This window comes from Alteromonas lipotrueae, from assembly GCF_019249215.1.
In the GTDB taxonomy this organism is placed as follows: Bacteria; Pseudomonadota; Gammaproteobacteria; order Enterobacterales; family Alteromonadaceae; genus Alteromonas; species Alteromonas lipotrueae.
Window position 1 is genome coordinate 170,393 of the sequence record NZ_JAESDI010000003.1, and the last position, 23,549, is coordinate 193,941.

Genomic DNA, 23,549 nt, shown 5'->3' on the forward strand with positions numbered 1-23,549 from the left:
TCAATTGAATCAACTAAAAGCTAGTGTCATTGTTGCTATGTACAACGGTGAAGCAACAGTAGAAAAGACGCTTAACAGTCTCTTAGCTCAAACCTATGAAAGCTATGAAATTATTATAGTGGATGATGGCTCCACAGACTCATCCAAACATGTTGTAGAAAAATACCTTGATAGCCACAAAGTTCGATATGTCTTCAAAGAGAATGGCGGAGTAGCAGCCGCGAGAAATGTAGGCATTGAGTACGCGGAAGGGGATATCGTTGGCTTTTGTGATCAGGACGATCTATGGAAGCCAAACAAGCTTGAAAAGCAAATGGAAGCGTTTGAGCAGCACCCTGATGTTGGCGTTGTTTACAGTTGGATTGAAGTTGATAGAAACGGTGATTTTAGTATTAGTAAGCCGCGCTTTGAGGGTGAATGTTTTAAAGCCTTATTAATGCAAAATTTTATTTCATGTTGTACTGGAATGGCGAGGCGAAATTTACTTCTAGAAATAGGAGGCTTCGACGAAAGTCGAGAATTGCATGGTGTTGACGATCGGCATGTGTGGCTTCGGTTAGCAAGAATTACGCGCTTCGGCGTAGTGAGTGAACCCTTGGCAACTTACGTAATCCATGGTGCCAACTACTCACTCAATGAGGCAAAAATGCTTACAGCAGATTTAATTTGCATAAGTAAAATATCCTCAATTAGCGGTTTAACTGAACAAGAAAGAGCATGGTGTAAAGAAGCTAAGTACCGGGTTTATCGTCACTATGCGAGCAACTTTTTCTATATCAATGAGCTTAAAGAATGTTCCTCTTGCTATTCAAATGCATGGATGCTCAAAAGATACCGAATAGATTTATTAATCACATCCTTGATTCTAAAAGTGACGCCTCGCTCATTATTGGTGTCTATTAAGAAAATGAGAAAAAGAATCAAAGGGGAGGTGGCATGAAGCCAAATGCGATTGTAGTGGTCGGTATGCACAGAAGCGGGACTTCTGCCGTTTCGGGTCTTCTTTCCGAACTGGGTGTTTTTATGGGAAGTTCTTTGTTTGCACCCCAAAAAGGGGTCAACGAAAAAGGCTTCTTCGAAAACTCCTTACTTGTGGATCTTAATGACAGGCTTTTGGACGAGCAATTATTATCTTGGGATCACCCGTTAGCGCTTTGCATCACCCCTGAAGTCGCGGATTCTTTGGCAGGTTATAAAGCTCAAGCTCAACATCTTTTAGATAAAGATTATGCAAAAAAAAACCTTTGGGGTATGAAAGACCCAAGAACTACCTTGCTATTGCCTTTCTGGAGAGAGGTACTCGACAGTAAAGGAATCAAAATTAATTTTGTTTTGATGTTACGTTCACCAATGGAAGTTCATGGTTCGCTTAAAAAGCGAGATGGATTTTCTATTAATAAATCGATGCACCTTTGGCTAAATTATACGCTTTCTGGTTACATCGGAGCTAAAGGGCTGAACCCTTTCATCCTTAAGTATCAAAATTTGTTAAATACTCCAGATGATTCAGCAAGAAAAATATTTGAACATTTCGAAATATCTACTGGGAAAAATACCCCAAAGCAAAGTTTTATAGATAAAAAGTTAAAGAATCAAAAGGCAGTAGAGGTACCTAATGAGCCTCTTGTTCACCTTGCAATGGAAGTCTTTGAAATACTCAGTAGTGACGTGGTGGATGAAGCCCGCCTAGCCGAGTCAGTTAATGAATATAAAGTTTATTTAGCGTCTTTGTCGGGTGTGCTTTCCGAGCATTTGAATGCGGTCAAAACAGAAGAGGTTTATTTCAAACGTCACTTTTTAGATGCCTATGAATCTATTTGGTGGAAGCTAAGTTGGCCGCTCAAAAGAATTGAATCGTTTTTAAGAACCAAATATTGAGAAAGCCAGCCATGGAAAAAGTCACTATTGCTATTATCACTTGTAAAAGGCCTATTTGGTTAGCTCGGTTACTCGACGCTCTACAGGAGCAGGTATTTTCAGAAGATCTAACGCTTTCTATTTTAGTTGTCGATAACGCATGTGATAAAGAAACAAAGGACATTGTAGATAAGCGTCGTTCTGGCCGTATACCAATCCATTATGACGTTGAAGGACAGGCGGGCATTGTATACGCCCGTAATAAATGCGTTTCTATTACAACATCCATGAATAGCGATTATTTAATATTCATTGACGACGACGAATGGCCTAAAGAGAAAACTTGGGCTTCGGATTTGGTTTTAAGTGCCAAAAAGTACGCTGCAGATATCGTCACAAGCCATGTTATCTCGGTTGACGAAGCTGGAAAACAGAACTGGGCTACTGAAATTCTTTACCCAGCACCCGTTCAAAGCGAAGGACAGGAGTTAAGTGTTTTCTACACCAATAACTTACTGTTGAGTAAACACGTACTGGCTAAGATGTCACCCTGTTTTGATGAACGTTTCGCGATGACAGGGGCAAGTGATTATCATTTTGCGCTTAAATGTACCCATGCTGGGTTTAGGTGTATCTACACCGATGCCCCAGTTGTTGAAGAAATGCCTTCAAGCAGAAAAAATATAAAGTGGTTTTGTCGTCGCGGATTTCGTTCGGGGATCGGCTTTACACGTTCGCATATTTTTGAGGAATCGCTTTTAAAAGCTGTGTTAAAGAGCAGTATTTTGTCTATTGTCCGCGTGATACGTGGTGTTTTGCTAATAGTTAAAGCGTTATTTTTGCGCAGTAAAGGTACGCTTGTTGATGGGTTGTTCAGGGTGTGTTCTGGCGTTGGTACCTTTATGGGGCTATTTGGCGTTAAGCACGAAGAATATAAAAAGATTCATGGAAAATGACCCGTGTACTGCGTCGTTACGCGACTAGCTATTAAGCCCAAACACCATTAAAAATAGCCACTAAAAATATATCGGGACCGAAAATAATGATTCTTGCTTTATGTCGCGTAGTTAGCATACTCCTACTTTGTATAGTATTCGTGGTCAGTGGAGCTTTTATCCTTAATATAGAGCTATTTGATATTTTTTATTTTCTCGACTTTCTACCAGACTATGTTTTGCTTCTACTGTGTGTTCCTGCGTTAATATTTCTCGGAAAGTCAAAACGATACCTGGTCCCCTTAGCATTACTTGCCATATTCTTTGCTTCACCTTTTAAGTTCTCTTTTTTCAGTAAAAAAGCTACTGCAGCGATAGATTATGAAAGCCAACTCTCAATCGCATCATACAATGTCGCTCAACGTGTCGAAAAAGCAGAATTGTACAATTGGTTCATAGAACAAGATTTAGATATTCTTTTTATTCAAGAGGCATCGCGTCTAGGTCAGTTCAATGTAGGTGAATATGCCGGTGTTTATACTAATTGCGTTCAGCGCCTATGTATCTTATCGCGCTTTGAACTTGAGGAATTGGATAGTCTGGATAGAAAACCCTTGGGCGGATGGGGTCGGTTTGTTTCATTGCACAGTGCAAAAATCAGGGGGGATTCAGTCCTGTTAGCCAATGTTCATTTTGCCTCGATATCTAATTTTGGGTATAGGTTCAACACGTTGAAAGGATTTGAATCAAAATTATCCTTATTTAAGGATGCAAAAGCTGTTGAGTTTGGTCTAGTTCGCGCTTTATTAGATAAATGGACCGATAACGACGCAGTGATCATCGCTGGGGATTTTAACATCACTGATAGAAACTACCAATATGAACAGTATTGGGGGGATCTATACAATCTTTTCGCCGTTGGCGGCAGTGGATATGGCTCAACGCGTAAAAATAGGTTGGTGAGCCCACGTATAGACCATCTACTCGTAAGCAAAGCGTTTACGCCTATTCATTCCGAGGTGGGGGAAGATATGGGTAGTGATCACTTACCAATCCAAGGGATTGTAGTCTTGAAGGGAGTCGAGAGTGAATAAGCTGAAATGTACTGTCTATGCTGATAATAACTCAAATCATTTGCAGCAAATCTATACGGGCTTAACCATGCTGCATCGCCAGGGTAGGCTCAAGGTATCCATGCGAGTTGGGAAAGAAGCACGTAAAAGCACTGTGCCGTTCAGCGTTCAGCCCAACATCCTGCATATCGAGCTGGCGGGTAAGAAGTTGTGCTTTGATACGTCTGATAGTGCCGCAATAGACCTTGAAGCGTACGCACTGACTAACCATTATTTTAAGCGTAGTTTTAACCCATCTTTAGAGCCTGAAAATTATCAAAAGAACGTATATCCGTATGGATTAAATTACTTAGTGTATCCAGATGGGTTTGACCCATTTGGATTTAAACGTTGTGCGCTTTTTTACAGCACCAAAGAGTGGAAAAAAGAGTTAATAAAACAAGCGGATTTTCTAGGGAAACTACATTTTAAAGCATCAGTTTCTAATATTAGTTCTACCCCTGTTTTAAGAGAACAGGCTAAAGTACTTTTTTTAGCTCGCCTTTGGGACACTGAGATCGACAGTTATTTCCAAATTAGCGACCAGCAAAAAACGCAAAGAGAAGAAATCAATGTCCAGCGTGCTAAGTGTATTGAGCTTTTAAGAGATGAATTTGGGAGTCGATTTACCGGAGGGTTAATTGCAACGGATTTCGCAGTCAAGCAACACCCTCAATTAGTGGTTGATAACGCTGGTCTAACGACAAAAAGTAATTACCTGCATACCGTAAAGTCTCATGATATATGTATTGCGTCCACGGGTCTTCACGGCTCTATAGGATGGAAATTTGGTGAGTATATCGCTATGTCTAAATCAATTGTTGCAGAAAAAAACTTAAATTATGTTCCTAATTTAGCTGAAGGAAGTCACTACCTAGCGTTTACTACAGCACAAGAGTGTGTAGACCAAGCCATTAGGTTAGATGAAAGTACTGACACTAGGTTTTCTATGATGAAAGAGAATCATCGCTACTATGAGTCTAATTTGAGACCAGATGCCCTTTTAATGAAATGTTTTGAACAAGTGCTTTAGAAGTTGAGATAGTTATGGCAATTAAAGTAGCAGTTTGTTTTTTTGGAATAACCAGAGGTGTTTCTACTACATATAGACACATTGAAGCGAATATATATTCTTCTATAGCGACGCTCAATTTTGAACATAAAGTGTTTGCGCACTTCTTTGAGCAAACACGTGTTGAAAACAGTAGAAGCGGAGAGAAGGGCGCTATCGACCCTAACGATGCTTATTTACTTTCTCCTGATGATATATGCTTTGAGCCGCCAGAACTATTTCTAGCCGATTCTACTTACAAGAATGTAATAAAGTTTGGTGACTTCTGGGAAGATGAGAACAAGTCTATTAAAAATCTATACCATCAGCTTTATTCAATGGCCTCAGTGACTGATAAATGCCTTAAATGGCAGCCTGATATCGTATTGTTTTTACGTCCCGATTTGCATTACCACGATGACTTCAGGACCATCATCGAGCAAGCAAGTAAACGAATTCATAAAAACTCTCTTGCCCTACCTAATTGGCAGCATTGTGGTGGTTATAACGACAGGTTTGCTGTGGTCACTGGTGATGAGGCCATAGCTGCCTATGGGAAACGATTTAATAAGATACTTAAATTTTGTGAGGAAACTAAAAGTCCAATCCACAGCGAAAGATTGGTGAAGTTTTCTACATCCGCTTTTGATGTGTCTTTTATTCCTTTAAGAGCATCAAGGGTAAGATCCGATGGTAGCGAAGTTCAAGAGCTATTTTTACATTATAAGACCATGCTATTTTCGAGGTGGTTAGAAAACGTTAGTAGTGTAAGTCAGCACTATAGAAGAAAAATAGTATGGCTCTACCAGAAATTAAGATTCGGTGACCCTTATAAAGGTCTAGATTGAATACGCGATTATTTGGCGTTAGATAAGGTCTTTATATATGTATAAAACGAACGTAACATTGTGTAAATTTAATTTTACGAAACCTAGGGGATTGGATTCGTGAACAATATCCCAAGAACGAATCATTTTATATGGCTGCGATATTTAGCCGCATTTTCAATTGTGTTTTCGCATTCTAAGCAATTTGATACTGCGCCACAGAGCTATATTGACGTAGTCGCAACCCTGACGTGGTTTGTTCCAGGAGTGCCTATTCTTTTTTTTATCAGTGGCTTTCTCATTACGCTAAGTTCTTCAAATAGTGACTCACTCACAGCGTTTTTTGTCAAAAGGGTGTTGAGGGTTTACCCCCCATTATGGGCAGCCTTTAGTGTTAGTCTTGTATTGATTTTTACGCTGGGTATGGTCGATTTGCATGGTCAAGATTGGCTGAAATTCCTGCTTTGGAGTCTAGGACAACTGACCGTAGTGTTTTTCTATCATCCCGACTTTTTGAGTCATGTAGGAACTGGGGTGCTCAACGGTAGTTTGTGGGTTATTCCCGTTATCCTTCAATTTTATTTGGGGCTGCCGTTACTAAAAAGGCTAGATGCTTATTGGGTGCAAAGAGGAAAGACACAATATATCTATGTAGTGCTGATACTATGCGGGTTATTTAATATGGTATTTCACTATTTCAATAATTTTTACCCCAACAATGTGACCAAGGTCATACATTTTTTAACTTTTTTACCATGGTTGTTCTTCTTTATATTAGGGTATGTGTTTAGTCGAGACTTTGTTCGATTTAGACGGCTGACCCAATATGCGACCCCTTGGATTTTGCTGCATGTGATGTTGTTTATATCACTTGCTTGGTTAGGGTTCAGGTGGGGACGAAACGATATAAATCCAATATTATTTACTGTACTCGCTTTCTTTATTGTCAGTATTGCGTTTAAGGCGCCGTCAACAAGTACTTTGTTCAATAAGATTGAGAAGGCTATTGCTAAAAATGATGTATCCTTTGGTTTATTCGTGTATCAAATGGTTGTTCTAAATACGATGATGTTCTTGGGTGTTTTCGAAGACAATTGGGCGGCAAGATTAGTCACCTTTTTGATTGCTACCATTATGATTTCCTCAGCCAGCTTGATTTTATTAGAAAAACCTCTTCGCCATAGAAGAGACTGGTTCATCAAAGTTTTATCAAGTCGTAATAAGCTGTCAAAGGGTGTGGAGAGTAAATAAAATTAACGCCACATAGATTAAATAATTTTGTATGCACAATAATTAACATATAGCGCAGTAAAAAGGACTGGTCAGTGAAAAAGATAGTTTTATATGGTGCCTTCGATAGATATAATTATGGCGATAATTTAATGCCTATTTTGTTAGAAAGTTTTGTAGAACAGTATTTACCAAACTTAAAGCAGACATATGAATTTGAATACGCGTCGATTACTCGCTCGAATCTGACCAATTATAAATGCCTTCCCACGACGCCAATCGATAAAGTGTTAAAAAATTTGCAGTCGGGCTCGGTAGTCATTGTGGTTGGCGGTGAGGTAATTGGTGCAAGTAGAGATATTCTTTTCCTTCATAGTTTTGAAAATAAAGCCACATACTCCATTTTTAGGTCGCTAAAGTGGAGGTTCCCGCGCTTATATAAGGCCCTAGCAAAATTCTCTTTTAATAATGTGAGTTCGCTTCCATATGTTTTAATTACCGATGATTTCCAGGTGTTTTTTAATACCGTTGGTGGCCGGGTGCAGGTTCAGAGTGAAGAACTAAAAGATAAAAGTGTGAAAAGCCTTACGCAATCAGGACATCTTGCGGTAAGGGATAAAAGAACAATGAATGCAATGAACGCTTTTGTCGAGCCGTTGTTGGTTCCAGATTCAGTGCATATTATTACTAAGTTAATTACGGATGACTTCCTAGCAACGCACCTCAGTCAACGTATTGCCGAATTTAAAAACAATAGTTATGTTGCGTTTCAAGCGTCCCCGATAAAATTATCATGTGATGAAGATACCATCATTGCGGCAGTTAAAAAATTAAATAGTCACAGTAGTGCTAAGGTTGTTCTTTTGCCAATAGGCTACGCATCTGGTCACGATGATTTTGAGTTACTAAGTCAAATACACAGCAAACTGCCTCAGGAAACGGTTTTACTAACTGATTTAAATGTCTGGGAAATCATGTACGTTATCAAAAATGCATCGGCGTTTTATGGTACTAGTTTGCATGGGGTGATTACGGCATTTGCTTTCGGAAAACCACATTATTGTATCAATAAGAACATCGACAAGGTTAATGCGTATATCAAAGATTGGTCCGTCGCACCATACAACGAGTCAATTGACTTAGTATCAATTGAGACAACGTTTACTCAAATCCCGGATCCTGTGAAGCTACAAGACAAAGCTGAAGAGCTTGCGGAACGTGTGGTTATTAATAACAAAAGCATGTTTTCTAAACTACTGCCGTAACGCAATCACTCAGTATTATTACTTTTACAGTTTTAATTGTACTTTTTGCTTTATCAAGGCAATAAAATCAGGTGGTAAAAAGAAATAAGCGATTAACGGCACTAACGTGCCGTTAATCAAGGCTGCGGCTCCAATTAACCCAAGCCAACTGTTTACAAACTGCGAAACATAGCTCGAGCTAGCTAGCGCCAATAGACACAAGGTAAAAGAAACGATAAAGCAGATGTCCATTTGCTTTAAAGATATAGCATTGTATTTCAAAAACGCTAGCCTGTAGAGAAAAAATTGCGTGAGATACGAAACAAGGGTGAAGCTGATAGCAACACCTATCGTGCCATATTCGGCTCCTAAAGTGACGATTAGGGTTATTGTGAATATCGAACCTATTAGGGATACGTACATTAAATTTTTGTGGTTCGCTTGCGCGACCAAGATATTCCTAAATATCATCGCATAGGGTCTAACAAGCAGTGAAAATGCCATAATGGATATTAGTAATGAGGCTTCTGCAAAAGTGTCTCCCAACCATACCTCGATAAATGATTGAGAGAAAATGAGAATGTTAATCGCTAGCACCAAACAGGTTAAAAAGCATAAGCGAGCAGTTTTAATGATGTACTCACTCATGTTCCCGCCCCGCGCTACCAACTTGGTAAAATAAGCAGAAAATGCATGAAAAATAGAGTTGTTAAGCGTGTCTGCATGATTTATTAGGTTTTGGGCAACACCAAATATGGCGACGGCCTTAACGGACATAATATTGCTAATGAGTATGGGGGCAGAGCGCTGATTTATCATTCGGGCAAAAGCCATGATGATAATATATTTGGAAAAGTTAAAGAGCTCTAATACGCGACTGAGGCTAATATTACTAACATTTAAACTCCAATAAGGATAAATTTTTCTCGCCACGCCAATCTTCAATAGGTTAATCGATACATCCGTTAAAACGGCACAATAAGCCATGGCTACAACACCATGGTGTCTTCCTATATAAAATATGAGTAATGACTTCACAATGACATTCAGTGTCGATAGGGCCGCATCAGCATCCACTCTCAAATGTGCAGAATAGATTGCATGGATTGGGTTCATGCTAAAGTCCATTACAATCTTCAGCGCGAAAATTAAAGCGACTTGCATTAAAGTATCTTGATAGTCATTTTCTAACCCCAATACATGGGGGTAATTAAACACACAAATAGCAGACAGTGCTGATACGGTTCCCAAACTGAGAAACAGCAACAAAGACGTGGTAAGAAAGGCGTTTGCCGTATCTTTGTCACCTTTCTCTAAGTGTAGGGTAACAAATCGTTGAACCGCTGCGGGGAAACCGAGTTCAATAATGTTAAAAAAGGCCATTACAGAAAGTATTAAAAGCCATAAACCATAGCCGTCGCTGCCAATACTGGTAATAATACTGGGGGTCAGTATTAGCATGGCGGCAACAGTGACTATTTTTTCAATAAGAGAAAAGAAGCCAGAGGAAAGAAGACGTTTTTTACTCAATGTAGTCAGTACCTATCGATTCAAATTCAGTTCGGTGTGAATTATTTTCTGGTATTGCGGAATAGTTCACGCAGCCGTTTAGCATTTTCAGTTGTCATTTTGAGCTCTTCCGGCAGCTTTTTCTTGCCCATTAAGGTCTTTTTAACATTGAATTTTGATTCTATGACTTTGGGTCTGCTATATCGGCCATCCCAACAGTCAATCAATGCGCCGATATCCAAAGCAATACCACCTTGCCTTTGTATTTCGGCACAATAACCTTTTCCAATCAAACCTGCTGCAACTAAATAGGGCATTCCAGGATATTTCACGTTTATCTCATTTTTTATTCTATTGAAATGATCTGGGTAATGTGGAATGAGAGTTCCTACTTGCCTAGCTGATTTATCGGGAGTGATGTGTTCAATAACATTGATGCTTAATGCTTTTCTGAGTTTTTCAGGAATATTGACACGAGCAGTAACCACACCAATTTCACCTGCTCGTTCAAGCAAGTTGGTCAGCGCGCCTGAAAGAAAGTAGTCGAAAGGGATCCACTGCGTACATAGCTTCTGGTGAGAGTAAGCATTGTATTTGATTGCTTTATACAGTTTGGCAATACGCCTAGCGTCTGAATAGCAAATATTTAACTCGGTGGCGCGTAGCGTAAAGGCTTGTTTAAATGCCTCTAAGAAAACTTGCTCATCGTTTTGTTTAAGTAAACCTTCTTCAAATGAGACGCCCAGTACATCATCTCTAATACCAACTATATTCGTATTATCGATGGCTTTTTCCAAGTTATTTTTCAATGTGGAAAGCTGTTCGATGGTCGCTTTTTTGCCCACATGTTCTGACAAATATTCAATATCTTCGAGTGAGCACTGCTCATCAAAATCTAATAAAGCACCTTCTCCATCACCGAGACGAATAAAGCTGAAAGGTTGCTTGCTTTCGAAAGCTTCGTTAACCGCAAATTCAAAGTCAGAGTAAGGTACTTGAACCAAAGAGTTGTATGCTGTCATTGTTTTATTTCTAATAAAGATTGGATATGTTGCGCTGTGTTCGCCCAAGTAAGGTGAGAAATGGAAGCGCGTATTGCATTGCACTGCCATTCGGTATTCTTTGCCTTCAAGATGGCTTCCTTAACCCCTTCACCACTCAGGGCGTTGATGAAGACTCCGTTCGTGTTTTCTTGCACAACCTCTGGTATTCCTCCCACCTTTGTAACAATCACAGGTGTGCCAGTTGATAGAGACTCCATAACGACATTCGGGACACCTTCTCGATAGCTTGGCAGAATTAAAGCGTCTGAATCATGTATGAAACTCATTAAGCTATCGTGGGGGATAGGGCCGACTAGGTTTACGCTGTCGGCAACACCTAACTGGCTTATTCTTTCTTCAAGATCCTTCATCTGTGCGCCGGCGCCCAATAAGTTCAAATTTATGGTGCAGTTCTGTTTTTTCAATAATGCGATGGCGTCAATCAATTCAAAAATGCCTTTTGTCTTTATGACTGAACCTATAAATACGAGTTTAATTTCAGCTGATGTGAAGACGGGGGAGGATCTTAAGGTAAATGACTCGAAATCGACGCCATTGTAGACGACTTCTGCATTTACTCGCGATGTATGGCTGTGAATGGCGGTGACCAAAGCCTGGCTTTTACCCGTTACAAAGGTGGCTTTTTTAAACGCCCATTTCATCTGACGTTTATGAAGCGGTTTCGTCATTAACGCATTAATGTCGCTCCCTAAACTCTCAATGATAAGTTTATTACCTACCAAGCCTTTAAAGAAAGCCGCACAAACACCTTCGGCATAAGCCCAACTTGCTATCACTCGATTAGCACTTAATATCCAAAGTAATGGCTTAACAGAGATAACTATGGAGATTCCAAGAAAGAGGGGGTGTAGCGAGGTCATCACCTTTGGAACGTAAAAAAAGGGGAATAAGCATGTGTTTTTATCAGTGCGATATCCATTAACCAATACTTGCTTTAACCATGTAAACCAAGGTACAGGAATGAGTTTTTTTATGTCGTAATGCTCGCTTAGATGTTTAGTTTCTTCCAGGTTGTAAGTTGCTCTTGTCTCTTGCCACGGGAGAGGGTGCAAATTGGTGAAGAAAAGTAGAGGTTTCTTTTTGCTCATGAGTAGTAGCTCTCATATAGCATAGATACACTGTCAATCGAGTAGTTATTTGCGATAAAACGGTAAGCTTTTTCGCCCATTTCTTTCAATTCTTTTCGTTCACCATTTAAGTTGTTCAAATGTTTAAGCCAGGTGTTCATATCATTCCTGTCATAAATATATCCATTCTCTCCACTATTAATAACAGCACTAATATCACCTACATCGGTAGATAACGCGGGTATCCCTCTAGCCATTGCCTCGAGTAAGGACATGGGGAGACCTTCTGTAGTGGAGTTAATTAACAATAAGTCCTTATCATCGTAAATTGATTTTTCGTCCAAGACTGCGCCATGGAATGTCACAAATTGCGACATTGCCAACCTCTCTGTAAGTGTGGTTAGCTTTTCAAGCTCTGGACCATTTCCGTAGACATGTAAATGGCTAAATTCGTGTACCTTTTTGGCAGCAAAGTTCACGATAAGTTGTTCAATGTTTTTTAATGGCACTAGGCGAGAAACAGTACAAAGATTAAGTTTGTCACTGTGTCCTACCCTAAGAGGGGCCTCTGCCACTTCTACACCATTTTTAACAACCTCGACAATGCTTGAGTGCCAGCCGTAGCGTTGAAAAATCCCAGCCTTTATAGGCTCAGAAACCGCAAATATTTTATCTAGATATATAGATGCAATTTTGTGAGAACCACGTAAAAAGCTTATAGGGGGTTCGACCTCCCCATGAATAGTGTAAATAGTATTTTTAAAAAGTAGTAAGGGAAAAATGGGGGCGAATGCTTTAATAACAGCAGGTGAATGTATATGTATTGATGAGTATTTTAATAAAACGATTATCAGTTTGAATAGACGTAGGATGATATTCCCATTCACATTGACCACATCAACGTTTTCCGATTCGATACTTTGCTGGAATGCATCATCTTTGTTTCCAAATGATAATACTGAAACGTCTAGCCCTTTATCTTTTTGTCTCGACACTAAATTTTTCACGCATTTTTCAGCACCGCCAACTTGCAGACTACTTACGCAATGGATAATTCTCATTTTTAAAATTTCCTGGCATAACCGAACATCTGCATCAAATCGGCTTCACTCATTCCAGGTGCGATTGGGAAACGATGTAAATCATAAGGTGAAGAAGAAGGGAGTTGATTTATGCCTGGTTGAAAATTAAAAGCTAATTCATAACCATTGTTTTTAAGACCGTCGACAACATTATCATCATACGTAGAGCGGTTTCCTACGGGGTATGAAAACGCTGAAATCTTGCATTGTAAATTGGATTCTAAAAGCGCTTTTGAATGACTAAGTTCGTAAAATAGCTCATCAGTGGTTAGCTTGGTAAGAATATCATGGTTGTGGGAGTGAGCACCTAGTTCCATACCATTATCTATAAGTGCTTGTAAGTGACTCCAGTCCATAAACTCAGCGGCAGGGTACAAACCTGAATGGTTGAGATATGCTTCTAATTCCTTGATTTGTTCTTCCGCGGTGCTTTTACAGTGCTTAATAGATGCCAACACAGCACGGATAAAGTGATCACCATCATGCTGGTTAATGACCTTTTCAGACCACCCAGAGAGTTTGATTGCTTTTGGGTCATAGGTTTTAAGTAAATACGCTGCTTTGTCCCACCAAGGAGCAACGGTATTTCCTATTAATCCTGTTGCTATGAAAAAGCTAGCAGTGACATTAAGGCTTTTGAGAATTGGGAGAGCATTGCTGTAATTATCTATATAACCATCGTCAAACGTAATGCACATCACTCTTTCATTGATGGTTTCGTTAATACGAAGGTACTCGCGAAGGGCGCTCAAACTAATTATTCTAAAGTGTTTCTTAAAAAATGCGAGATGCTGCTCTAACTCCTTCGTGGAACAAGAGTAAACACAAGGGTCGAATTGCGTATCTGCACTGTCTCCAATTCGATGGAAATTAACACTGTATAAGCCATTTGGTCTAGATGACCAAAAATACTTGTTCAGCCCTAACAAGTTTCCGAATTTTTTCTTAATACGAGACATCGTCAAACTTAAAGCCGCTTAAATGATGGGGAGGGTAAAATATAATCTCTATAAGCATTGGGGGTCCCCTCTTCGCCTGCTTCTGCAGCTTTGATTATATTGTACATTTCTCGAGCAGAAACATAATGAAGTAAGTAGTTTTCGCCATCATTGTATTTCTCATTAAGGTGACGATGCATTGCCTCGACAGGCTTCCCTAACAGCGTATCCATATCCCCATCTTGCGCACCGTGAGTGTGAATTTTTATAAATACCCACTCAGGCTTCCCTTTTACATGTATACCTTCGTCAACCCACAAATCGACGCGGTTCGGGGTCGGGGGGAAGGTATGTCTGACATCAGAATTTTCAATTTGTGGGAAAATCCCTTTTTTTCTAACCTTCCAATTCAGTCCTAAAATGCCTTGGATAAGAAGTAGGTCGCCCCACGCTCGTCCGCCTTTTTCAATTGGCTTGCCGGTTTCGTACGATTTCGGTTTTTCAGGGTCATCTTTTGCGTAATAAATAGTATTGAGCATGGCAGGCTGAGATGTATCGGGAGAAGGGAAAGTAAAATCCGCGTAGCAACCTGTTTCATTTAGTACAATTAGTTCGTCATTGACACCACACCAATGACCTTCAGGGTGTGAGTTGTCCAGTACCCAGTTGCCGTGGATGAATGCGTAGGTGGGTTTTCCTGTTTGGGGATCAATACTTAATGCGTTGTGTTCTTCATGAAGGCATTGCGCAAATCCCGATAGGGTTTTCCTTAAATTGTCACTGGTATCATTTTCATGATGTAGATGGATTTCAATTTCGCCAAAGCCTTTGGCACAAAGGTCTGAGATTTTATCTAGATGTTCTTTTCTATATTCTTCTTCTGGGTAAAAAAAACTATGTTTGGGATGGCAACCATCTGAATCAGTGAATTTCGACGCCATCAATGGATAATCAGTCATCCAGCGGTCTACACGTTTCCTTTCTAATTCTATGTTGTCTTTATTAAGCCATTGGGGTTCATAATGGTCAACGAAGCAAAACATGACATGCTTCGTTCCTGACGGCTCTGGCGATGATGTAAATTGACTCTTGGTATAGTTCCATAGCCAACTTTGCATTTTTTTCTTTTTAATAATGAAAATAAAGGCTGCTATGAAGAGTGTGAGTAAAATTAGTGAAACAACTGCAATCATCGAGATGTCCTTTGCCAAGTAGCAGATAAATTGCTTGTTAGATATCTAATGTAGCCGCGAAATAGCGAAATATTCATGGATACAAAAAACGTTATTAATGATACTAAACCACTAACAATAGGTATGTTTTTTAAAAGCTTAAGGCTTCCAAGTAGCCATAGGCAATAGAATGCAACCTGGGCGCTAAAAAGGTAAGTGTAAATCGAATGGCTATGCCAAAGCAAAGCGAAATTTGTAGATAAAGAGATGATCATAAAGTGCGGTACAAACCAACGCATGACTTTATGGCTTATATAAGAAAACCATCGCCATTTATATTTAGGGTTGAGTAACCAAGTAAGTCTGGCAAAAGCTTGGTAATTGCCTGCACCAATACGTATACGACGATTCGCTTCTTCCTGCATGCTCGGGGCTATCTCTTCTATCGCTTTTGCTTCTGGCGTGTAAACCACGGATTGGTTTTGGCGTGCGACATTCATAACAATACAAAAGTCATCGATAATCGTGTTACTTGGCAGTGGAATATAAAATTTAGTTTTGATGGCATAGATACCGCCATTCGCTCCCAGTAGAGCATCTAATCTTGATTCATGGAATTTAAGCACTTGTTCATACTTCCAATAAAGATTATCTTTATTGTCTCCTGAATGTGCATCAACGAGTACCAACTCTCCACACACCGCACCAACCCCTCTTTGGTTTATAGACATAACAAGTTGAGTTACCGCGTCTTTTTCAAAAGCGGTATTCGCATCTGAAAAAATAGTTACTTCTGATGTAACCCGTTCCATCAAATCATTTAATACGTTAATTTTGCCTCTGTTCTCATCGAAGAAAAAAGTACTCAGCCGTGGATCGTCAAAAGATGCCAATATGGAATTGGTATTGTCCGTACTTCCGTCAGATGCAATGAATATATTGATTTTTTCTGCTGGGTAATCCAGTGAGAGTAAGTTTTCTACTCGTTCTTTTATACATGATTCTTCATTGAATGCAGATATAACGATGGTAACTGAAGAGTTGTCAGATACGTCAATACGACGTTCTTTTTTAATCAGCGTGTAGCGTGTGTCTCTAACACATTGAACCAAGGCGCTGACCAAAATTAATATAAAAGGATAGATAACATAGCTATAGATAATAGCCAAAGAGACAACCCAGAATAAAATTTCAATATACTTCATTTATGCTTACTTTGATTTCGCGGGAATGCCAAGTGCAGTCTTGTTAGACTCTACGTCTTTTACTACTACTGCATTAGCGCCTACTTTTACATTATTACCCACAGTGATTGGGCCAAAAACTTTAGCGCCAGCACCAATAAATATATGGCTTCCAAGAGTGGGAGACTTTCCTTTTTCATCACCCATTACTACACCGCTTTCTAAAGTAATATTGATACCACCCTTTACTTTAGAATTTATGACTACGCCGATAGGATGCATAATGACAAAACCTTCGCCGAAATCTGCATTTACGCCGATAACACAGCCATTATAAACTCTATTTATATGTTGAATTATCAACGCGACAGGTGCCAAAAATTTCGTCTGTGCGCACCTTGCAGCCAAGCGGAAAAGGATATTAGCACTAGTTCCATCAGTAAGACACGTCCTAAATAATGAAATTTCAGCGCCATCTTGATGAAAAATTTCCTGTTTTCTTTTTAAGTCGGATTTTATGAGTTGCAATGTAGATGGCATGATTACGTGTCTTTACTTTCTTCTAAGATCTGTTTTACTTTCTTAAACATGTACTTTTGCAGAGGGTTTCTGTTTCCCCAAGGTCTCCATGTCTTTATCAAGTTATTTCGGTATGCATCAAAGTGAAGACCTCGTGGAGCGCAGACAACCTCACCTCTATCTAATAGTAGTTTCAGTACATTGGTACACAAAACCCCAGCAGCTAACGAAATACCCATACACGTTGAAGGCACCTTCTTTTTCATAAAGTTCACGGATGAATTTTGAACGAGATAATGCCTTTGCTGTACTGATGGAGAAACGCCTATTACAAAACGAACGATGTTATCTTCGAAGTAGTTTTCCTTAGTCGTTTCGTCAGCATCATGGGGGGCGTCAACCATGGCAAAGTATTCGTCAAACGACATACCGCCGGGTTTGAAACATAACATTGCGGTCCCCATCCCCATTGGGGCGGCAGTAATGGTTGGTATTCCTAATTCATAGCAGCGGCGGAAGACTTGCCTTCTTATTTCTAAAGCGAAGATATCCAAACTGTCTATGTATACATCAACACCATCTAGGAAGGCCTCAAGGTTTTCGGGCGAAATCCCTCTATCAAAATTCTTAATATGAGCGTCGGGATTAATGTCTCGTAACGTTTTTTCCATCACAACTGATTTTTCTTCACCAATTGTAGATACAAAAGCACCGGCCTGACGATTGAAGTTGGCGTAATCATATTCGTCTAAATCAGAAATGTGAAAGTTTGAAATGCCCATTCGAGCACATACAATGGCGTGATCGCCTCCAACACCACCTAGTCCGCCGATGGCTACTTTTGTATTCTTAATCTTTTCCTGCTCAGCTTCTGTTACCCAGCCGATATTTCTCGAGAACGCTTCGTTATAATTGAACATGAGATATCTCGTCTTATTAATTATTAAAGATTTGTCTGAACCTTCAGTTCGTCAATCCTACGTTCGTGCTCTTGAGTTTTTGGCTTTAATTGCGTTAATACCTTTCGGGCTTCGCTGTCATTTTTAGCTTTCAAAAGTGCAACAACGTAATCGATACCAATATCGGGGGAATTAGCGCTAGTGTTAAACGCATTTTCAAGTAAGGCTAACGATTCATCTATTCGGTCTAGTTGCAGTAAAATTTTACCACGGGTTGCCATTATAGAAGGGTTCTCTGGAAGTATAGCTTGAGCTGTATCTGCGTACACTAAAGCGTCTTCATATTTTTGTGCTTCACTCAAAAGCCACGCTAAATTGTTTAGCACAAGTGGGCTCTGTACTGTTTCATTTTCTACAAGGTATTTATAGTGAACAATCGCCTTTTCTGGGGCGGAATAAATCTGTTGATTGGCGGCAAATAAACGAATTTTATTGTGGTTTGGCACCATTGAAAGATGTTTTTCGCTGAATGCTAGCGCTTCAGCTTCTTTATCAGCCCTAAATAGTGCGGTATACAGAATAGACGCGACTTCTTGGCTTTTTACGTTCTGATAAACTCTCTCGATAACATCAATGGCTTCGTTGTACTTGCGCTGTGCGATTAATAGTTTGCTTTGAACTGTTAGCCCTAGTTCTGAGCTTTTAATCGCTGGGCTGAGTGAGTCGAAAACGGTAGCGGCTTTTTCAATATTACTATCTAAAATTAAAATTCGAGCTTTAATCAGTTTAAGTTGTGTTTGTTCAGGGAATAGTGAGATGCCTTCTTCCACGAGTTTAAGCGCGCCTTTGTAGTCTCTTGTGATTTCAGCCAATTCAATAGACTTCAAAAAGGGTTTTGTGCTTTTCTCAAGTGCCCGCCATTTTGCAAGCGCCTGTTCGGCATTTGCAAAATCTTTTTTCTCCCAATAAGCATCCGCTAGCATCATCCAGAACTTAGGTTCGCTTTCCGCCTCTGACTGAATATTTGTTAAGACAGTAAACTGTTCATCTGTTTTATTTAGCTCTGCCAGAGCACCCGCGTAAAGCAATGCATACTTTATTTCATCTGATGAGTTGCTCGCTTCTTTAAACGGCTTGAGCGCAGCGTCGTAGTTTCCAAGTTCGTTTTGAATTTGAAAGTGCCGCATGAGGACTACCATATCAAGAGGGTGGTATCCCACTAACGATTCAATCTTAGCTTTAGCTGAGCCTTGGTTGTTATCGCGAATGTCTTTCTCAACGAAAAATAAGTTTGCAGAAATGTGTTCAGGTTCTAATTCAAGAATTTTGTTATAGATGCCAGCTACCTTATAGGCGTTGCTTGTATGTGAGCTAGCTTGCGCTTGAATGTGTAGTGCCGATACAGTGTCGGGGTGAGCATCTAACCAATCTACTGCCAATTGTTCTGCGTTATCGAATTGCCCTGCGTTAAGATAGGCGAACGCTAGTACAAGAAAAGATTTCTCGGAATTGGGATCCTGCTGAAAACTGTTCTCTAACTCATCTATTCCAGTATCCGAAGTGAGTATTTTTAAAAGGCCAATACTTCTTAGAAGTTCAGCGTCTTGTACATCATCTGTGTTTATCTGTTCTATCAGGCTTTTGGCTTGCGCAATTTCACCTTCTTGAATAAGTAAAGATGAAGACTTTGCTAAATAGAGTGCTTCGTTGACAGGAATAGACCTAATATCATCCAAAGAACCATCGCTGTCATTGCTATACCCTAATTTAATCTGAATGATGGAATATAGCTTATGAGAAAAATGCTCAGGTGGTAAGGTTTCTACTATTACCTTTAAGTTTTGATATGCCTGCTCTAAATTGTTTTCGTAGTAATTTGCTAACGCAGCTAAAAGTCGGGTGACGGAATTTGAACGACCATTTTTAATTGCGGTATCAAGGTAAATAAGCGAATTCTCAAAATCGTTTTTAGAAAACTCAATCGTTCCTTTCAATTGATTAAAATAAGGATGATTAGCAGAAAGTGACAAGAGCTGATTAACTAAAGGTTCAGCTCTATCATATTCTTTGTTATTTATTAATGCGTCTGCTAACTTTAACTTAATTTTGTAGTCGTTAGCTCTTTTTTTAAGCAAATCTTCTAAGGTTTCAATAGCAAGGTTCCAATTTCCATCGACTGCTTCCAAAATAGCTTTAAACTGAAGTGCTGCGATAAAGTCTGGTTGAGCTTCCACACTTTTATTAGTGTATTCAATTGCATCACCAATTCTATTGTTTTGAACGGCTAAGTAGCCTTTTGCCAGTTGGGAGATTTTTAACGATTCATTGTCAGTAAGACGAGAAAAGCTAGCTGACGCTCTGAATTTTCCGCCACTGTTGTACGTTGCAATTGCCTTATAAATTTCTAATTCAAAAAAGCTTTCAGTATTCTCTTCAGTGTTTTGGATAGATAATCTTTGTAGTTCGTCGAATGATTCAAGCCATAAGAATGTTTCAGCAAGGGATACGACACCATTAGGAGACAGAGAGGTGCCAGCGCGCACAAGCTCTTTTCTCGCCGCAGAATAAAGGCCTTGCTCCAAATAAACTAAACCTAAGGACTCCCTAGCCGTCAAGTTATTTGGTTCTTCTTTAATAACGTTTTTTAAGGCTATTGACGCTTCTTGATACTTGCCTTCTTGTTTTAGTTGTTCAGCATCTAGAAGTACTTCATTAGTCGATTTAGGGCTGCACGCAGTAAGATTCAAGAGTAGGAGGGAGGTTAAAACCGCTAATTTAACTGAAGTATCCACATTAATTTCCTTATTATTTCTTTACACTAAACTAACGCATCAGAATAAATATACAAGATAATATGAATAATTAAATCGCTATAGTGTGAGTATATCATTTGTTAAATGATTAAAAAAAAACCGCTCTAGCTAGAGCGGTCTTTAAATAGATTACAATGTAATCAGAGTTTTACTTTTGACGACGTCTGCGTGCAAAACCGAACATGCTCATAAGGCCAAGACCAAATACAGCAACGGTTGATGGCTCAGCTACCTGGAAAGTAACTGCTGCAGTGTGGTCATCAGATACTAAAACGGTAGTGCCGTCAGCGCTAACTGCTATAGGAGCAAGAATGTTAGCTTCTAATTCAGCGATAGAAACTGTTTGCGCAGCGCTCAACACGATATCAGTCATCGTATCTTCAATGTACTCTTGGAAAGAAGTGAACACTGTGCCAGCAAGGTTAGAAAAGTAAAATACTTCTTCGCCTGCAGCAGTTAAGCTTGTGTCTGTCACTAAGCTTTCAACCACTTGCTCACCAACATTAATGCTGCTAAAGCTAAACATGGTGCTCATTAACAAAACAGGGCCGCTTAAAAAAGCAGTACCTGAATCTTGGTTGAATGGGTCAGATACATCGTAAGCGTAAATATCAAGTGAACCGCCAGTGTAATCAACACCAACACCAGAAACTAAATCACCATCGAGGGCAAGGTCAAACGATAAACGTGTTTGAGAAAAAGGGAAGGTGCTGAAATCAACGCCTAAGCCACCTGGTGAAGGCGTGTAAGTGAAAGTGTTCTGGATAGCTGTACCATCTAAAACCATGTCAGCGAAATCGTCATAAACTGGAGACGATAATTGACCGCCAAAATCATAACCGATTAAAGATATACCAGCACGTGTAGTCACTTGACCAGCATCTACGCCAGAAGTAACAACTTCAGTGTAAGAATCATAAGAAAGGTCAAGCTGCTCGATAGGACCTAAAGGATTAACAGTCGCATCGTCAGACAAATCAAGATAAAAAGGGGTAGCTGCGGCTTGTCCACTAAGCACTAAACCCGCAGCTGTAATCGTTGTAAGTAGTAACTTTTTCATTTCTGCTCTCCGTAAGTATGCAGCGATCTAAATATTGCATTTCTACAAAGCAGTTAGCATGCCACTATTTAAGTTGTTGATTTTGTTGGGTAATAAGTTTTGTCGAAAAAGATCTGTAAATAAACTCGACAATTCTATCTGTGTTCCTAGCCGATAGGTCATTATTCGCAACATCATGTCCAAGTGAGGCTTGAATATGCTTAAACATAGCCGCAAAGCCTTTAGGTAGGTTCTTATGTAACATCTCTGGTGTTATATAATAAGCGGCACGCTTTCCATGATAATCAACTACTGGACCAATTTGTTCGAATTTTATCCCAATGAAACGCATTGAACGAGCTAGTCGCGGCTCCATCATTACGTAGGTATGCTTAATCCCCGAATTGATTGAAATAGATGCAGCTGCCAAATACAACCCGATAGCAATAAAGGGGAAGCATCGAAGTTCAGTTTCCGAGTACGTCGAGGTATTGATTACACCTGTAGATGCACCATCAAACTTATCGCTTTTACGACGGCGAAATTCTTCCGGTACCGCTAATCTAGATACTTCACAAATTTCGTGGCGCTTAAAATTTGCTGGGTTAAGCTCAGGGTGAGTTATCGAAGAGGGACAATATTTTTCAATAGGTAATAACTCATCTTCTTTTTGCGGACGAACGAGTCGAACCGTACCAGCAAAACGATGTGTCTTTTTATGTTCAATCATGCAAGCCGTAGAGTAAGCATCAAACTCATCAATTTCTAGTTTTGATTCTCTTTCCGGTTCAAAGCCTTCTTCTACGCAGTAAACTTGATGTCTAATGCCGTAAGAGTGTTCCTTTAAATCCTTATTGTTTGCAACAAGTGGTGTCAAATACGCAGAAAAGTGCGAAGAAATTTCTCTGACCTCTTGTAATTTTTGATATCCACTTAATGCTTTTGATATTCTACTTTTTTTCCCAAAGATAGTTTGGATCGTAGAAAGTAATTTCCTTTTTTGCATGTTTATTCGTACCTATTTATAAAGACCATACATCCAGAAAGGCTATAAAGGTATCTGCAACCTAAGCAGTGCAACATCTAAGCAGTATAGATTGTATTCCTAATATTATGAACGTATTATTTTTGTAGTTGTATTTATTAGTAAATATAAGTGAAACTGTTAGTTATATCTTTCCCGATGTCTACATTGATATCGATTAACCCAAAGGTGCATCGTGAAAACAGACTCGAAAAGTAGAGGCTTAATGCTATGCGTACTCACAATTGCTTGTATTTTATCGACACAAGCGCTAGCAAAAAACCTCGTTGAGCTGACGAAAAGCTCGGTAAAATCTACAGTGGCTATTGCACTCCATAGCCCTTTGAAACACACAACACCTCAAATTAAAGGGACAGGTTTTATTGTCGGCGATGGTAAACACGTTGTGACAAACTATCACGTTGTTGACGAAGAGCTAGACCCTACTATAGTCGAACATTTCGTTGTAATGTTGCCAGATGGCAAACAAGTACGCTTCGATAAAGTAGAAATCCTGGCCATTGATGACAAGCATGATTTAGCGTTGCTAAAGGTGAATAATCCTTTCCCCTCGTTTAAATTAGCCAACAACTCCTTGGTTGATGCAGGTACGGAACTAGCCATTTTTGGCTATCCATTGGGAGGAGCATTAGGATTGTTTCCTGCTGTACATAAAGGCATAGTGGCAACCATTACGCCTGATTATATGCCTTCTAATAATGCGAGATCGCTTACCGCGAAAAGTCTTGATAGACTTAAGAATCCAGATCTAATTTATCAATTAGATGTGACCGCTTATCCAGGTAATTCAGGAAGCCCGGTTGTTAATGTTGAAACAGGGGAGGTGTTTGCGGTCATCAATAAAGTTTACGTTAGAGACAGTAAAGAAAGTGCGTTAACGCATCCTTCAGGCATTTCTTATGCCATTCCAATCGAGCACGTTCATGCACTGTTAAAGCGTGAAATGGAAAAATAGAAAATAG

Annotated in this window: 21 protein-coding genes; 9 read left to right on the forward strand and 12 right to left on the reverse strand. The window is 39.6% G+C overall.

Going from position 1 to position 23,549, the window contains the following annotated elements:
* The first annotated feature begins 4 nt into the window (after positions 1 to 4).
* The 8 genes from JKP82_RS04105 to JKP82_RS04140 all read left to right on the forward strand — a co-directional run bounded on the left by JKP82_RS04105 (position 5) and on the right by JKP82_RS04140 (position 8,277).
* A complete protein-coding gene (locus tag JKP82_RS04105; RefSeq protein ID WP_159532262.1) occupies positions 5 to 940 on the forward strand; it encodes a glycosyltransferase family 2 protein in 936 nt (311 codons plus the stop codon).
* Positions 937 to 1,878 (forward strand): sulfotransferase family protein, encoded by a 942-nt coding sequence (locus tag JKP82_RS04110; protein ID WP_218395972.1) that lies wholly within the window; start codon positions 937 to 939, stop codon positions 1,876 to 1,878. Before JKP82_RS04105 ends, JKP82_RS04110 begins: the two co-directional genes overlap by 4 nt.
* Positions 1,875 to 2,813, forward strand: a complete 939-nt coding sequence (locus JKP82_RS04115; protein WP_232370652.1) for a glycosyltransferase family 2 protein — start codon at positions 1,875 to 1,877, stop codon at positions 2,811 to 2,813. Before JKP82_RS04110 ends, JKP82_RS04115 begins: the two co-directional genes overlap by 4 nt.
* Positions 2,814 to 2,899: 86 nt before the next feature.
* On the forward strand, positions 2,900 to 3,886 hold the full coding sequence (locus tag JKP82_RS04120; RefSeq protein WP_218395974.1) for an endonuclease/exonuclease/phosphatase family protein: 987 nt from the start codon (positions 2,900 to 2,902) through the stop codon (positions 3,884 to 3,886).
* Positions 3,879 to 4,937, forward strand: a complete 1,059-nt coding sequence (locus JKP82_RS04125; RefSeq protein WP_218395976.1) for a hypothetical protein — start codon at positions 3,879 to 3,881, stop codon at positions 4,935 to 4,937. Before JKP82_RS04120 ends, JKP82_RS04125 begins: the two co-directional genes overlap by 8 nt.
* 14 nt (positions 4,938 to 4,951) lie before the next feature.
* Positions 4,952 to 5,803 (forward strand): hypothetical protein, encoded by an 852-nt coding sequence (locus JKP82_RS04130; RefSeq protein ID WP_159532256.1) that lies wholly within the window; start codon positions 4,952 to 4,954, stop codon positions 5,801 to 5,803.
* 99 nt (positions 5,804 to 5,902) lie between these two features.
* Positions 5,903 to 7,033, forward strand: a complete 1,131-nt coding sequence (locus JKP82_RS04135; protein ID WP_218395978.1) for an acyltransferase family protein — start codon at positions 5,903 to 5,905, stop codon at positions 7,031 to 7,033.
* A 74-nt stretch (positions 7,034 to 7,107) separates the two neighbouring features.
* Positions 7,108 to 8,277, forward strand: coding sequence for a polysaccharide pyruvyl transferase family protein (locus JKP82_RS04140; RefSeq protein WP_159532252.1), 1,170 nt, complete (start codon positions 7,108 to 7,110; stop codon positions 8,275 to 8,277).
* Positions 8,278 to 8,301: 24 nt separating this feature from the next.
* Here the strand turns inward: JKP82_RS04140 and JKP82_RS04145 are convergent, their stop codons facing one another.
* From JKP82_RS04145 to JKP82_RS04200, 12 genes are all read right to left on the reverse strand, one after another.
* Positions 8,302 to 9,786 (reverse strand): oligosaccharide flippase family protein, encoded by a 1,485-nt coding sequence (locus tag JKP82_RS04145; protein ID WP_159532250.1) that lies wholly within the window; start codon positions 9,784 to 9,786, stop codon positions 8,302 to 8,304.
* A 41-nt stretch (positions 9,787 to 9,827) separates the two neighbouring features.
* Positions 9,828 to 10,787 (reverse strand): GT-D fold domain-containing protein, encoded by a 960-nt coding sequence (locus JKP82_RS04150; RefSeq protein WP_218395980.1) that lies wholly within the window; start codon positions 10,785 to 10,787, stop codon positions 9,828 to 9,830.
* A complete protein-coding gene (locus JKP82_RS04155; RefSeq protein WP_218395982.1) occupies positions 10,784 to 11,917 on the reverse strand; it encodes a glycosyltransferase in 1,134 nt (377 codons plus the stop codon). Before JKP82_RS04155 ends, JKP82_RS04150 begins: the two co-directional genes overlap by 4 nt.
* On the reverse strand, positions 11,914 to 12,957 hold the full coding sequence (locus JKP82_RS04160; RefSeq protein WP_159532244.1) for a glycosyltransferase family 4 protein: 1,044 nt from the start codon (positions 12,955 to 12,957) through the stop codon (positions 11,914 to 11,916). The genes JKP82_RS04155 and JKP82_RS04160 overlap by 4 nt, the downstream gene beginning before the upstream one ends.
* 2 nt (positions 12,958 to 12,959) lie before the next feature.
* Positions 12,960 to 13,937 carry a polysaccharide deacetylase family protein gene (locus tag JKP82_RS04165; protein WP_159532242.1) on the reverse strand — a complete coding sequence of 326 codons (978 nt, stop codon included), beginning with the start codon at positions 13,935 to 13,937 and terminating at the stop codon, positions 12,960 to 12,962.
* 8 nt (positions 13,938 to 13,945) lie between these two features.
* On the reverse strand, positions 13,946 to 15,109 hold the full coding sequence (locus tag JKP82_RS04170) for a hypothetical protein (RefSeq protein WP_159532241.1): 1,164 nt from the start codon (positions 15,107 to 15,109) through the stop codon (positions 13,946 to 13,948).
* Positions 15,106 to 16,293, reverse strand: a complete 1,188-nt coding sequence (locus JKP82_RS04175; protein WP_159532239.1) for a glycosyltransferase family 2 protein — start codon at positions 16,291 to 16,293, stop codon at positions 15,106 to 15,108. The genes JKP82_RS04170 and JKP82_RS04175 overlap by 4 nt, the downstream gene beginning before the upstream one ends.
* Positions 16,294 to 16,299: 6 nt before the next feature.
* On the reverse strand, positions 16,300 to 16,812 hold the full coding sequence (locus JKP82_RS04180; RefSeq protein ID WP_159532237.1) for a serine O-acetyltransferase: 513 nt from the start codon (positions 16,810 to 16,812) through the stop codon (positions 16,300 to 16,302).
* A gap of 2 nt (positions 16,813 to 16,814) precedes the next feature.
* Positions 16,815 to 17,711: a ThiF family adenylyltransferase gene (locus JKP82_RS04185; RefSeq protein ID WP_218395984.1), complete on the reverse strand. Its 897-nt coding sequence runs from the start codon at positions 17,709 to 17,711 to the stop codon at positions 16,815 to 16,817.
* Positions 17,712 to 17,734: 23 nt separating this feature from the next.
* Positions 17,735 to 20,482: an XrtA/PEP-CTERM system TPR-repeat protein PrsT gene (gene prsT / locus JKP82_RS04190; RefSeq protein ID WP_159532233.1), complete on the reverse strand. Its 2,748-nt coding sequence runs from the start codon at positions 20,480 to 20,482 to the stop codon at positions 17,735 to 17,737.
* 169 nt (positions 20,483 to 20,651) lie between these two features.
* Positions 20,652 to 21,563, reverse strand: a complete 912-nt coding sequence (locus JKP82_RS04195; RefSeq protein ID WP_159532231.1) for a PEP-CTERM sorting domain-containing protein — start codon at positions 21,561 to 21,563, stop codon at positions 20,652 to 20,654.
* A gap of 64 nt (positions 21,564 to 21,627) precedes the next feature.
* Positions 21,628 to 22,548 (reverse strand): PEP-CTERM/exosortase system-associated acyltransferase, encoded by a 921-nt coding sequence (locus JKP82_RS04200; RefSeq protein WP_218395986.1) that lies wholly within the window; start codon positions 22,546 to 22,548, stop codon positions 21,628 to 21,630.
* A 214-nt stretch (positions 22,549 to 22,762) separates the two neighbouring features.
* Between JKP82_RS04200 and JKP82_RS04205 the strand changes: the two genes are divergently transcribed.
* Positions 22,763 to 23,542 carry a S1 family peptidase gene (locus tag JKP82_RS04205; RefSeq protein WP_232370651.1) on the forward strand — a complete coding sequence of 260 codons (780 nt, stop codon included), beginning with the start codon at positions 22,763 to 22,765 and terminating at the stop codon, positions 23,540 to 23,542.
* The last annotated feature ends 7 nt before the right edge of the window (positions 23,543 to 23,549 follow it).